Here is a 12,194-nt window from a genome sequence, read left to right as displayed (position 1 = left end):
CCGTTGGTCTTGCTCTCGGCAGGCGGGCGGTATTTCACCAGCCGCCCGACCGAAGGCAGGAAGTTGCGGAACGGGTCCTCGGCATAGACGCGGGATTCCACCGCCCAGCCGGTCAAGGTTACGTCCTTCTGCGCGAGAGCGAGCTTCTCGCCGGCAGCAACCCGGATCATCTGCTCGACCAGGTCGATGCCGGTGACGAGCTCGGTCACGGGATGCTCGACCTGCAGACGGGTGTTCATCTCCAGGAAATAGAAGCTCTTGTCCTGGCCGGCGACGAACTCGACCGTGCCGGCGGAATCATATTTCACCGCCTTGGCGAGCGCGACCGCCTGCTCGCCCATCCTGCGGCGGGTGACCTCGTCCAAGAGCGGCGACGGCGCCTCCTCGATCACCTTCTGATTGCGGCGCTGGATCGAGCATTCGCGCTCGCCGAGATAGATGACGTTGCCGTGCTTGTCGCCGAGCACCTGAATCTCGATGTGTCGGGGATCGACGATGAACTTCTCGATGAAGACGCGGTCGTCGCCGAACGAGGACTTCGCCTCCGCCTTCGCCAGCGTGAAACCTTCCGCGACCTCCTTGGTCGAACGGGCGATCCGCATGCCCTTGCCGCCGCCGCCCGCGGAGGCCTTGATCATCACGGGATAGCCGATGTCGTCGGCGATCCGGACTGCATGCCTCTCATCCTCGATGACGCCGAGATGACCCGGCACGGTCGACACTCTTGCCTTCGCCGCAGCCTTCTTGGATTCGATCTTGTCGCCCATCGCGGCAATCGCATCCGGATTGGGCCCGACGAAGACGATGCCGGCGGCGGCGAGCGCCCGCGGAAACGCCTCGCGCTCGGACAGGAAGCCGTAACCGGGATGCACGGCCTCGGCGCCGGTCCTCTTGCAGGCCTCGACGATGCGGTCGATCAGAAGATAGCTTTCGGCCGCGGCCGGCGGCCCGATCAGCACGGCCTCGTCGGCCATCTCGACGTGGAGCGCATCGCGGTCGGCCTCGGAATACACGGCCACCGTCTCGATTCCCATCTTCCGCGCAGTCTTGATGACCCGGCAGGCAATCTCGCCGCGATTTGCGATCAATATCCGTTTGAACATGCTTTTCTTGCTTGCAGCCCCAGGGCAGGTTCCCCTCCGCAATCTGGCACGCGGAGGCGGACGTCACAATTGCGTCTACAGCAAAATGCGCCGCAGGCAACCGCTTCCCGGACGGCCGCGGCTCATATCTGGTCAGCCCGTATAGCTGTTGAATCGCCCGCGCCTGTAGGCCTGTGAGACCGCCTTCATCAACTCGGCAGCCTCCTCCTCAAGATAATTGTTGGCGACGATCAGGGCGCGGATCGTCGCCCGCTTGTCACCGCCGCAAGCGGCAATGGCCTGATCGACGGCCATCTCGAGCTCGTCCTCCTCCTGGTTCCGGGGCCGTGACTGGGAGGACATGGGAAGCTTCCGTGCTGGTCGAGCAGGGCGAATGTTCCCTTTTTGTTCTTGATAAGTCAATTCGGAATTACCTTTATCCACAACATCATGGCGGTATTCCTGGAAGGATTTCAAGGGTATTCACCCGCTCTTGGCCGCGCGCTGCACCAGCGTGTGAACGAAACGGAGCTTCTCGATCACCGCCGGCGACAGGATGAAGGGATAGAGATCGCGCAGGCCCATCGCGCGGTTGACGCTGTTCATGGCGAAGGTGAAGGGCAGCCACGCGGCGACGAGGCTGTCGAAATTGTCGGTCGTGTAGGGATCGAAGGCGACCCGGACGGACAGCCCGCCGACCCGATCCGCGGATGGCCGGACCTCCAGGCCGAATTCGGCGGCCATTTCCAGGGTGTCGACGATGTGGAGATAGTGCGCCCACGTCTCGGCAAAATCCTCCCAGGGATGGGTGGTCGCATAGGCCGAGACGTAATGCTGCTGCCAATCCGCCGGCGGTCCCTCGGCATAGTGGCGTTGCAGCGCCTGCGCGTAGTCCATGGAATCATCGCCAAACAGCGCCCGGCAGGCCTCGAGCCGTCCGCCATCGCGCACCAGCACGTCCCAGAAATAGTGCCCAACCTCGTGGCGGAAATGCCCGAGCAGTGTGCGATAGGGTTCCCCCATCGCCAGCCGCCGCTTCTCGCGTTCGGCATCGTCGGCTTCGGCGATCGCGATCGTGATCAGCCCGTTATCGTGCCCGGTCAGGACCTTCTGGGCCTGGAGCGGATCGTCGGCGAGGAAATTGAAGATCAGGCCATGCGCCAGATCCTCGGTGCGGGTCTTCACCGGCAGATTCCAGCGGAGCAGCGAATAGAACAGCCGGTGTTTTGCGACCTCCAGCTCACGCCACGCCGCCAGCCTGACCGGATCGGAAAGATCTGGCACGGTGCCATTGTGCCGGCAAGCGCGGCAGTAGCGCTCGCTCGAGCCCGGCTCGGTCAGCCAGTTGCAGGCGTCGAACTCGGAATTGGCGCAGAGCATGCGACCTTCGGCGTCATCGGCGAGCGTTTTCCAGGCCGCGCCCGCAGGCTCGATCGCCGACAGCGTCATCTTCTCCGGCAGAAGCGCGAGGCGGTGGCCGCAGCGGCCACAAATGCGATTCTCGAAATAGACGATGTTGCCGCAGGCTTGGCAGACGAACAGCTTCAAGACGTGACCCCGAATGCAACGAGACAAGACGCCCCGCAAAGACTCGTGGATGCGCGTTTCGTTCCGCTCACCCGGAACAATTCACCGGATGTCACGTTCGAGGTCTTGCGTTTCCCCGACGCTCGAAACCAACCCCGTTCCGCCTCTCGCAGGCGCGACGGGGCTGTTTTTTGCCGAGGCGGATCGACACGGGAAGTGCCCGTCTATGGCGCGAGACGACGGCGCCTTCATCCGGTATCGCTGCCGAATAATCCACATCCCGCCGGAGCGCCCTGCCGCGATGCCACCGACCGAAGCCCTGCTGGCCTGGACCATCATCGTGGTCGCGACCACCGGTGTCATCACGAATCCCTTTCGCCTCCCCGAAGCGGCATGGGCGGTCGCCGGCGCGGCGCTGCTGGTGCTGCTCGGCCTCTTGCCCTGGAACGACGCGTTGAACGGCATGCGCAAGGGCATCGACGTCTATCTGTTCCTGATCGGGATGATGCTGGTCGCGGAGCTGGCGCGGCTCGAAGGATTGTTCGATTATCTTGCCGCCTACGCGGTGGAGCATGCGAGGGGCTCGCCGCAGCGGCTGTTCCTGCTGCTCTATGCCGTCGGCATCCTCGTCACCGTGCTGTTGTCCAATGACGCGACCGCGATCGTGCTGACGCCCGCGGTCTATGCCGCGACGCGGGCCGCAGGCGCGGCGCCGCTGCCCTATCTGCTGATCTGCGCCTTCATAGCCAATGCCGCGAGTTTCGTGCTGCCGATCTCCAATCCCGCCAACCTCGTGGTGTTCGGGGCCCGCATGCCGCACCTCGCCGAATGGCTGCGCCAGTTCGCGCTCCCGTCGGTCGCCTCCATTATCGTGACCTATGTCGTCCTGCGCCGGACGCAACGCCGCGCGCTGGCGGAGGAGAACATCGAAACCAGCGCACCGAAGCCGCACCTTGGCCGCGGCGGCAAGCTCACCGCCCTCGGCATCGGCGCGATCGCGATCGTGCTGCTGACGGCCTCGGCGCTGGACGTGCAGCTCGGCCTGCCGACCTTCCTGTGCGGGTTGGTCACGGCGGCGGGTGTGCTGACCTTGAACCGGCAGTCGCCCTGGCCGCTGATCAGGCACGTGTCCTGGGGCGTGATCCCGCTGGTCGCCGGGCTTTTCGTGATGGTCGAAGCTTTGGTCGCGACCGGCGTGATCGGACGGCTCAGCGCGATCCTGCATGACGCGGTCGCACAGTCGGCGCCACTGACCGCGTGGGGCCTCGGCCTCGTCGCGGCACTCGCCGGCAACATCGCAAACAATCTTCCGGTCGGCCTGATCGCCGGCTCGATCGCGACCAATGACCATCTGCCGCCATCGGCGGTCAGCGCCATGCTGATCGGCGTCGATCTCGGCCCCAATCTCTCGATCACCGGCTCGCTCGCAACGATCCTCTGGCTTGCAGCGTTGAGACGGGAAAAGATCGACATCGGCGCCTGGCGCTTTCTCAAGATCGGTGCGCTGGTGATGCCGCCCGCCCTGATCGCGGCGCTGGCAGCCGCGATCAGGTAGGTGCCGCTACTTCCTCGGCGGCTTGAGCGACGAGTTCACCCATCCAGCGTCACCCGATTTGAGCGGATCGGGCCCGTCGCAATCCATGCAGCGCATCGCGCGCGTTCCTTTGCCGCCCGGCGGCAAGGCGAAACTCATCGGCTTCCTGCACTTCGGACAGAGCTTGTGCGGAGAAGCGCTCATGGCCACCTCTCCTCATTCGCAGGCACAGTTTTGCAAGCAGTCTTCGGCCGCATACCCTCTCCCTCCTGAGAACAGACGAACTCCATCGAGCCGTCGCGAAGGCAAGCGCGACGGGCTTGTGACCAGAGAAACCTGCTGGGATCAGCGGCCCTTGATCGCGATCAGTTTGGGTGTTGGAGGAAGGGAGCCGTCCGCTTCAACGGGGACGGCGATCGGGCGACGGAAAGTTGTGGCCGATCGCCACCGGGACATCAGTTCAAACCTCATAGCCAGATCCTCCAAAGAGCAACGTGGGTACGAGCGGCACCGGACACCTCTGGTGCCTGTCCTCAATCGCCGGGGCCCTCCAAGAGGCACCCCGGATCGCCAATCCGGCGACGGCTAGAAAATGCCGGCAGCCGAAGATGGTTCCGAGCCGTTCCGGCAGAAAATCGGCAGCATATTCACCGATGTCGGACCACGGACGGCCCGTAACAAAACCGTCACACAGCAAAACTAGACAGAAACAGCGGCCGTGAGAGCCGCAGGTCCGCCGTTTGCTGGGGAGATTCTTCATGCGCCGCACTGTCGCGCTGCTGTCTGCAAGTCTGTTCACCCTCGCCGCTGGTGCTGCGTCCGCGCAGAACGCCACGCCCCACAACCTCATCCTGTTCGTCCCCGACGGCCTGCGCGCGCTGAAGGTGACGCCGGAGACGGCGCCGGCCATGGCCGAGGTCCGCGACAAAGGCGTCAATTTCAAGAACCCGCATTCTGTGTTTCCGACCTTCACCATGGCCAACGGCTCGGCGATGGCGACCGGGCACTATCTCGGCGACACCGGAACGTTCTCCAATACGATCTATTCCGGCTACACCTCGGTGCCGGGCGGCGACACCGTCACGCCCTTCCTCGAGAACGATGCCGTGCTCGGCGACATCGACGAGCATTTCAAGGGCAACTATCTCAACGAGGAGACCCTCCTGAAGGTGGCCCGCGCCAACGGCTTTTCGACCGCTGCGATCGGCAAGGTCGGCCCGACCTACATTTTCGACCACACTGATCGTACCGACAAGGGGCCAGCTCCCCATTCGATCGTGGTCGATGACGCGACCGGCTCGAAGACCGGGGTGCCGCTGTCCGACGAGATGAAGGACGCGCTGACCAAGGCCAACCTGCCGCTCACCACGCCCGGCCGCGGCGACAATGGCAAGGCCGGCGACGCCAAGACCGCGGGCACCACGGCCGCCAACACCGCCCAGCAGGCCTATTTCGCCGATGTCGCGAGCAAGGTCGTGCTGCCGATGCTCAGGGCCCAGAACAAGCCGTTCGTGCTGGTGTTCTGGTCACGTGATCCCGACGGCACCCAGCACAATCAGGGCGACAGTCTCAACACCATCACGCCCGGCATCAACGGCCCGACCTCGCTCGCCGGCATCAAGAACGCCGACGACAATCTCGCGCAGCTTCGCAAGAGCCTCGACGAACTCGGGCTCGCCGCTTCGACCGACATCATTATCTCCGCCGACCACGGTTTCTCGACGATTTCGAAGGAAAGCAAGACGAGCCCTTCGGCCAAGGCAAGCTACGGCGACACGCCGCAGAACTACCTGCCGATGGGCTTCCTCGCGCTCGATCTCGCCAAGGCGCTCGACTTGCCGCTGTACGATCCCAACGACAAGAACGCGAAGATCGGCGACAACGCCCACACCAAGGCCGGCAACGGCCTGATCGGCAACGACCCAGCGAAGCCCGACCTCGTGATCGCTGCCAATGGCGGCTCCGATCTGATCTATCTGCCGAACAACGACAAGGAACTCGCCGATCGCACCATCAAGGCGCTGCTCGAGCAGGACTATGTCAGCGGGCTGTTCGTCGACGACGCGCTTGGTAACTTTCCGGGCACGCTGCCGATATCGGAGGTCAACCTGAAGGGCAAGGCGGTGACGCCCAATCCCTCGATCGTGGTCAACTTCCGCTCCTATGTGGAAGGATGCAACGAGCCGACCAACTGCTCGGTCGAGGTTGCCGACACGGTGCTGCGGCAGGGCCAGGGCATGCATGGCAGCTTCGGCCGCGGCGACACCATGAATTTCATGGCGGCGATCGGGCCGGACTTCAAGGCGGGCTATGTCGACGCGCTGCCGGTCAGCAACGCCGATGTCGGCATGACCGCGGCGAAGCTGCTCGACCTGCACGCGTCGGCGCAAGGCGGCCTAATGGGCCGGGTGATGTCGGAAGCGCTGCCCAATGGTGAGACGCCGAAGTCGTCGGAGGGCGAGCTCACCTCCAAGCCGGCGGCGAACGGCCTGCAGACCATCGTCAAATACCAGAGCGTGCTGTCGCAACGCTATTTCGACGCGGCGGGATTCGCCGGACGTACCGTCGGGATCGAGGCGGAAGGCTCGAAAGAGAAAACGGCGGGGAAATGACCCCGCCGCTTCCTTGAGCTAACGAAGATGGCGTCGGGATGCACTCACATCCCGATGTCGAACACGTAGGGAAGCTGCGCCAGCGACGGCAGGGCAGCAGCACCGACCAGGGTCGCGACCAGCCCCATCAGGGTGCGGCTGACGCGCTGCTTGCCGCGCATCTGGCTCGAGATCCATTCCAGCACCTCGGTGTCGACCTTGGCGGCGTAGGTCGGCGCCCAGCTCTCGATGTCGGTATCGGGCGACAGCGCGACCGTGCGCGGCGGCACCGGCAGGCCGGATTCGGAAGCGGCATGGTGGGCGATCGCCTTGGCCAGCAGATCGTCGAAGCGGCCATCGTCGCTGCGTTCAGTCGCGGCATCGTTGATCTCGAACAGCGCCTCGGCCTCGGCACGGCTGATCGGCTGATGCTCGACCGCCGGCGCGGTGAGGATGCGCACGCACAGCGCGGCATCGACCGCATCCAGCGCGCGGGAGAAATGAACACGGCCCTTGGTGGTGGGACCTTCGCCGGTGATGACGCCGTCGCGGACCAGCGTCAGCGCATCGGCTGCGCTTTCCCGGCTCAAAGGCTCGGGAATGACGATCTGTTCAACGGCTTCAGGCATGATGGCGGACATCGCTTGCAGTTTCTCAGTTTCAAGTTCTGGGCCAGCATGGCCGGCCGACGTAAACGTGTGGTTAAAGATCGCCCACTCGCATCGCGAGCTTTCTAGAGATTGCGGGCTGGTTGCCCACGTCCCCCGGTATCGTTCGGGAACGATCGCGTGTCCGACGATCGGACGGCGTGATGCAAACCACAGAAGGCAATGTCATGGCAATCCGGGTTTGCACTGCGACATGATTTTTGTCCTCACAGTGTTTTTTTCGTCGCAGCACTTTGAATCAAAAGAAGTTGCCAACAGCGCGCGACGAAAAAGAATGATTTGCCCTTTTGCTGTTCCTAAGTTCACTTGGGCGCCCGCGCACCTATATATTGGCGCTCAAATTCCCTTGTAACTTGAATGACATGAGGTTGTCGCATGGCACTGCAGATAGGCGCTGTGGCCCCGGACTTCGAGGCCCAAACCACCGAGGGCAGGATCAGGTTCCATGACTGGATCGGCGACTCCTGGGTGCTGCTGTTCTCGCACCCGAAGGATTTCACTCCGGTCTGCACCACCGAGCTCGGCGCGCTCGCCAGGCTGAAGCCGGAATTCGACAAGCGCGGAGTCAAGCTGATGGGGCTTTCGGTCGACCCGGTCGACCGGCATTCGAAATGGGCCGAGGACATCAAGGAGACGCAAGGCGCGGCGCCGAACTACCCGATGATCGGCGACACCGACTTCAACGTCTCGAAGCTCTACGACATGCTGCCGGCCTCGACCGCGGGCGACGTCGCGACCCGCACTGCGGCCGACAACCAGACCGTCCGCAACGTGTTCGTCATCGGCCCGGACAAGAAGATCAAGCTGGTGATGGTCTACCCGATGACGACCGGGCGCAATTTCCTGGAAATTCTCCGCTCGATCGATTCGCTGCAGATGACCGCGAAGCATCGCGTCGCGACGCCGGCCGACTGGAAGCAGGGCGAGGACGTCATCATCGCCGGCTCCGTCAGCGACGACGAGGCCAAGAGGATCTATCCGGATGGGTGGAAGGCACCGAAGCCATATATCCGGATCGTGCCCCAGCCACGGTAAGCGGCGCTGACGCGGGCGACCCCGGAACCTGGAGTCTCTGGGGTCAGCTCATGCCGCCCGCATGCCGTCGAGGAATTTCTCGACCTCGGCCTTGAGCCGGAGACTTTCCCCCGAAAGCGCCCGAGCCGACGTGAACATGCGGTTGGAGCTTTCGCCGGTCTCGTCGGCACCGTGCGCCGCGTTGCGGATATTGGCAACGACCTCGGCCGTCCCGCCCGCCGCCGAGCGGACGCTCTGCGTGATGCTCTGCGTCGCCGCGCGCTGCTGCTCCACCGCCGCCGAGATCGTGGCCGCGATGTCGCTGATGCGCCCGATGGTCTGGCCGATCGCCTTGATGGCGTCGACCGACTCCCTGGTCACGAGCTGCATGTGGGCGATCTGGCTGCCGATCTCGTCGGTTGCCTTGGCCGTTTGCCCCGCAAGCGTCTTTACCTCCTGCGCCACCACCGCAAAACCACGTCCGGCATCGCCGGCCCGCGCCGCCTCGATCGTGGCGTTCAGGGCCAACAGATTGGTTTGTTCGGCGATCGACGTGATCAGCTTCACGACATCGCCGATGCGCGCGCCGGCTTCGGTGAGCTCGTTGATCCGCTGATCGGTCGCCGCGGCCTGTCTGACCGCCTCGGCCGCGATGCCGGTGGATTCCTGCGCGCGGCGGGTGATCTCGGCGATCGAACCTGACAGCTCGTCCGATGCCGATGCAGCCGACCGGACGTGATCGGACGCCGTCTCCGAGGCTCCGGCGCACTGCCCCGAGAGTTCGGCGGTGGTCCGCGCCGTCTGGGTGAGCTGGCCGGCAACGCGCTCGAACTCCCCGGTCGATCGCAGCACATTTTCGATGATGCCGCCGACGCTGGCTTGAAATCCGTCCACGAATCGCGCCAGCTCGGTCTTGCGCTGCTCCGCGGCAGCAGCGGTCGATGCGGCCTGCTCATCGCGCAGCTTTTGACGCTCGACCGACGCGTTGCGGAAGATCGCAAGTGTCCGCGCGATGTCGCCGATTTCATCGGCCCGATCGTCGCAGTCGATCGCGACCTCGTTCCTGCCTTCCGCTATCGCCGTGAGCGATTGCGTGACGGAGGCAAGCGGCCTGGTGACGCGACGGACCACCAGCATCGTCAGCGCCAGCACCAGCAGCGCAGCAAATCCCGCAGCGATCGCCATCTCACGCATCGCCTGCGTCACCATGGCATCGAGCTCGGCCATCGGGATGCCGACATAGAGGATGCCGATCACCTTTCCGGCCGGACCTGAAACGGGGAAATAGGCAGTCATGAACGACTTGCCGAACAGGACCGCGGGCCCGAAATAGGCCTCGCCACGGCGCAGCCTGGCCTGGGCCGGATGGTCGGGCGCAAGCTGGGTGCCGACCGCGCGCTCGCCGTTCTCCTTCTTGACGTTGGTCGAGCGGCGCACGAATTGCCCGCTCGCCTCGTCATGGACGAACAGGGTCGCGTTGCCGCCAACATAGGAGACGGCGCGGTCGACGATCGCATGGTCCTTCAGCTGGGGAAACTCCGGCAGCTGCACGGCCGTCACGGCGCCGTCCTTGAGGGTGATCCTGGCGTCCTTGAACGTCTCGGCAAAAGTGAGCGCCAGGGTACGGAGATTGACCTCGATATCGCGCTGCGCCCGTCCGCTGAAATCAGTGGTCAGCGACCAGTAGGCGGCACCAACGACCAGCGCGGTATTCACCGCGATCACCAAGGCAGCGACGACGAGCGCCCTGGTCCCGAGCTTGAACTGAAGCGACGGCAGGAACGGATTGACCGACAATGACGTTGACCTCTGAAAGGAATACGAACTGCAGCTTCCATGCTGTCATTTGGCGGGCCCTTAATTTTTCGCTCCGTGAAACCCCGGATTACGTAGAGCGATACCTTCAGGCATGGCCCTCCAGCCTCCCGTCATCGTCTGGTTTGCAACGACCTGCGTCGGCTCCCAGACGCTGCGGCCAGCTAATGCCTTCGCCAGCGATTCGCTGGACTGGCAACGGAAGCCGCGCCATCTCGACTGGGTCCGTGGCCTGCGCGCTGCATGGCAAAGCGGCTTCTCTTTGACAGAAAAGGGAATCCGGCTATCGTCGCCCCATCGTCAACACTGGGGGATGACAATGGACGACGACAAGCCGATCATGGAACAGGCGACCGACGCCATCGGCGGCGCGGCAGAGGCGACAGGCGACGCGATCAAGGCCGCGGTCAGGAAGGTCAGGCGCGCGGCCAAGCGCGTCGCCAAGAAGGTGACCGCGAAGAAGGCCAAGAAAGCCGCGAAGAAGGCCTACAAAAAGACGCCGAAGAAGGCCGTGAAGAAGGCGCCGAAGAAGCAGGCCAAGAAGAAGTCCAAGCGCTGACCGCTTCGGCACGTCATCGAAAGCCTCCCGGCGAAAACGCGCGGAGGCGAGGCGTCGCTCACCATTCCTCCGGGCAGGGATCGACAATCCGCCAGAGGTCGGTGCCGTTCTTGATCTTCTTCATCTCGGTGGTCAGGCCGCCATTGCGGCGGATCCAATCCTTCACCGTGTCGGGATAGTACGACATCAGGTCGGCGGTGCCCTCGGTGCTGGTGACCTTGATCCCGAAAGTGAAGGCCTTGTCATAATAGGCCTGGTGGAAGCCGAGGCTGGCGCGCGGCGTCACGCAGATCTTGTTCATCGGCACGATGCCGAACACCATCGTGCAGGCCGAATTGCAGATGCCGTCGATCACGACGCGCTCGCCGGTCTCGCGGATGCGCTTGTACTTGGCCTTGTACTCGTCGACATAGCCGCCGTGGTCGCGCGTGATGTGCAACAGCGCGTGCGCCGGCGTGGCGGCCAGCAGGGGAAGCAGCAGGGCGAGCGGGGCGATGCGCATGGTCGGAGGGTAACCGAAGGCCTTTCCTGACGCCGGAACATGGGGGTGCGGCGGTCCGGCGGCCGAACTGTCGCTTGACTATGTTAGGAATTGGTTAAGCATGCGGAAACGGCCAAAAATTTGACGCATCGGCAAGGTTTTGCACGGCTTTTCCGCCCGTTTGGGTTAGAATGGCGGGAAATCGGCACGCCTCAAATCGACTTGGCGGCCTTTCCGGAGAATTGGGATGAATCGATCGAAGCTCGTCGCGGCCGCCTTCCTCGCCCTCGCAGTCGCCGCGGTGCCGCGCACCTCCGATGCCAGGATCCATCACCATCGCTACCACGGCTATTACAGCCACCGGTATGGCCTGCCCTACCCGATCAGCTATCTCCACAATTACGGCCCAGGTCCCGTGTCCGGCTCCTTCGCCTATTACGACGGCCCGGCCAGCAACCTCTGCTACCAGAGCGCCGCCGCCTATGTCGGGCAGGACCGCCGGCTGCATCCCTGCTTCTGAACCCCGTGGAATGAACGGTCAGTATGGGGGCCGATCGTTCCCGATCGGCCGCCGGCTTCGACGTAGAACCGGGACCGCAACTCTGATATCCAGATCACCACGCGCTCGTAGCTCAGCTGGATAGAGCATCGGATTTCGATTCCGAGGGTCGGGAGTTCGAATCTCTCCGAGCGCGCCATTTCGGTACAAAACTGGGCACTCCAAAACCTGCCGTTTTTGCGCTGGACTGCGCGACGAGGGTGCGCAGTAGCACGTTTTTCGACCCCATGATGCGCACCTCTTTCGTGTCCACCTCGATGCGCTGGGCCAGCGCGCGGAGGTGGTCGCGACGGTAGCCGCCCGATTCGGTGCGCACGCGCTTGCGGGCCTGGCTGAAGGTCTTGAGCGCCTCGGGTGTGATGCT

The 12,194-nt window shown here is 63.9% G+C and carries 12 protein-coding genes and 1 tRNA gene; 6 read left to right on the top strand and 7 right to left on the bottom strand.

Annotated features, from left to right (window positions below; all coding sequences use genetic code 11):
* The 3 genes from JOY90_RS05805 to JOY90_RS05795 form a co-directional block, all read right to left on the bottom strand.
* Positions 1-1,103 (bottom strand): biotin carboxylase N-terminal domain-containing protein (locus JOY90_RS05805; RefSeq protein ID WP_291690193.1); only part of this gene is annotated, 1,103 nt, incomplete at its 3' end.
* 132 nt (positions 1,104-1,235) lie between these two features.
* Positions 1,236-1,445: a hypothetical protein gene (locus tag JOY90_RS05800; RefSeq protein ID WP_291690194.1), complete on the bottom strand. Its 210-nt coding sequence runs from the start codon at positions 1,443-1,445 to the stop codon at positions 1,236-1,238.
* Between the two features lie 120 nt (positions 1,446-1,565).
* Entirely contained in the window at positions 1,566-2,630 is a 1,065-nt protein-coding gene (locus JOY90_RS05795; RefSeq protein WP_291690192.1) for a putative zinc-binding peptidase, read from the bottom strand.
* A gap of 280 nt (positions 2,631-2,910) precedes the next feature.
* Here JOY90_RS05795 and JOY90_RS05790 point away from each other — a divergent pair, with 280 nt between their 5' ends.
* On the top strand, positions 2,911-4,164 hold the full coding sequence (locus JOY90_RS05790) for an arsenic transporter (RefSeq protein WP_291690191.1): 1,254 nt from the start codon (positions 2,911-2,913) through the stop codon (positions 4,162-4,164).
* A gap of 6 nt (positions 4,165-4,170) precedes the next feature.
* Here the strand turns inward: JOY90_RS05790 and JOY90_RS05785 are convergent, their stop codons facing one another.
* On the bottom strand, positions 4,171-4,347 hold the full coding sequence (locus tag JOY90_RS05785; RefSeq protein WP_291690190.1) for a hypothetical protein: 177 nt from the start codon (positions 4,345-4,347) through the stop codon (positions 4,171-4,173).
* Between the two features lie 554 nt (positions 4,348-4,901).
* Here JOY90_RS05785 and JOY90_RS05780 point away from each other — a divergent pair.
* A complete protein-coding gene (locus tag JOY90_RS05780) occupies positions 4,902-6,755 on the top strand; it encodes a nucleotide pyrophosphatase/phosphodiesterase family protein (protein ID WP_291690189.1) in 1,854 nt (617 codons plus the stop codon).
* Positions 6,756-6,799: 44 nt separating this feature from the next.
* Here the strand turns inward: JOY90_RS05780 and JOY90_RS05775 are convergent, their stop codons facing one another.
* The gene (locus tag JOY90_RS05775; protein WP_291690188.1) at positions 6,800-7,375 is read right to left on the bottom strand and encodes a hypothetical protein; all 576 of its coding nucleotides are present in this window, start codon (positions 7,373-7,375) and stop codon (positions 6,800-6,802) included.
* A gap of 402 nt (positions 7,376-7,777) precedes the next feature.
* Here JOY90_RS05775 and JOY90_RS05770 point away from each other — a divergent pair, with 402 nt between their 5' ends.
* Positions 7,778-8,437: a peroxiredoxin gene (locus JOY90_RS05770; RefSeq protein ID WP_291690187.1), complete on the top strand. Its 660-nt coding sequence runs from the start codon at positions 7,778-7,780 to the stop codon at positions 8,435-8,437.
* A 48-nt stretch (positions 8,438-8,485) separates the two neighbouring features.
* Here the strand turns inward: JOY90_RS05770 and JOY90_RS05765 are convergent, their stop codons facing one another.
* The gene (locus tag JOY90_RS05765) at positions 8,486-10,213 is read right to left on the bottom strand and encodes a Cache 3/Cache 2 fusion domain-containing protein (protein WP_291690186.1); all 1,728 of its coding nucleotides are present in this window, start codon (positions 10,211-10,213) and stop codon (positions 8,486-8,488) included.
* A gap of 337 nt (positions 10,214-10,550) precedes the next feature.
* Here JOY90_RS05765 and JOY90_RS05760 point away from each other — a divergent pair, with 337 nt between their 5' ends.
* Positions 10,551-10,790, top strand: coding sequence for a histone (locus tag JOY90_RS05760; RefSeq protein ID WP_291690185.1), 240 nt, complete (start codon positions 10,551-10,553; stop codon positions 10,788-10,790).
* 58 nt (positions 10,791-10,848) lie between these two features.
* On the opposite strand, the gene JOY90_RS05755 is transcribed toward JOY90_RS05760, so the two are convergent.
* Positions 10,849-11,292, bottom strand: coding sequence for a hypothetical protein (locus JOY90_RS05755; RefSeq protein ID WP_291690184.1), 444 nt, complete (start codon positions 11,290-11,292; stop codon positions 10,849-10,851).
* 226 nt (positions 11,293-11,518) lie between these two features.
* Between JOY90_RS05755 and JOY90_RS05750 the strand changes: the two genes are divergently transcribed.
* Positions 11,519-11,791 (top strand): hypothetical protein, encoded by a 273-nt coding sequence (locus tag JOY90_RS05750; protein ID WP_291690183.1) that lies wholly within the window; start codon positions 11,519-11,521, stop codon positions 11,789-11,791.
* 101 nt (positions 11,792-11,892) lie between these two features.
* Positions 11,893-11,969: transfer RNA gene (locus tag JOY90_RS05745), tRNA-Arg, on the top strand.
* Positions 11,970-12,194: the final 225 nt, after the last annotated feature.

Source organism: Bradyrhizobium sp., from assembly GCF_019242285.1.
Lineage (GTDB): Bacteria > Pseudomonadota > Alphaproteobacteria > Rhizobiales > Xanthobacteraceae > Bradyrhizobium.
Note: the sequence above shows the minus strand (reverse complement) of the source record. Positions and strands in the feature narration are given on the sequence as shown.

Bases quoted from the DNA above. Each gene is read 5' to 3' on its own strand.
- JOY90_RS05800 (WP_291690194.1), bottom strand. From the start codon at position 1,445: ATGTCCTCCCAGTCACGGCCCCGGAACCAGGAGGAGGACGAGCTCGAG.
- JOY90_RS05790 (WP_291690191.1), top strand. From the start codon at position 2,911: ATGCCACCGACCGAAGCCCTGCTGGCCTGGACCATCATCGTGGTCGCG.
- JOY90_RS05785 (WP_291690190.1), bottom strand. From the start codon at position 4,347: ATGAGCGCTTCTCCGCACAAGCTCTGTCCGAAGTGCAGGAAGCCGATG.
- JOY90_RS05780 (WP_291690189.1), top strand. From the start codon at position 4,902: ATGCGCCGCACTGTCGCGCTGCTGTCTGCAAGTCTGTTCACCCTCGCC.
- JOY90_RS05775 (WP_291690188.1), bottom strand. From the start codon at position 7,375: ATGTCCGCCATCATGCCTGAAGCCGTTGAACAGATCGTCATTCCCGAG.
- JOY90_RS05770 (WP_291690187.1), top strand. From the start codon at position 7,778: ATGGCACTGCAGATAGGCGCTGTGGCCCCGGACTTCGAGGCCCAAACC.
- JOY90_RS05760 (WP_291690185.1), top strand. From the start codon at position 10,551: ATGGACGACGACAAGCCGATCATGGAACAGGCGACCGACGCCATCGGC.
- JOY90_RS05755 (WP_291690184.1), bottom strand. From the start codon at position 11,292: ATGCGCATCGCCCCGCTCGCCCTGCTGCTTCCCCTGCTGGCCGCCACG.
- JOY90_RS05750 (WP_291690183.1), top strand. From the start codon at position 11,519: ATGAATCGATCGAAGCTCGTCGCGGCCGCCTTCCTCGCCCTCGCAGTC.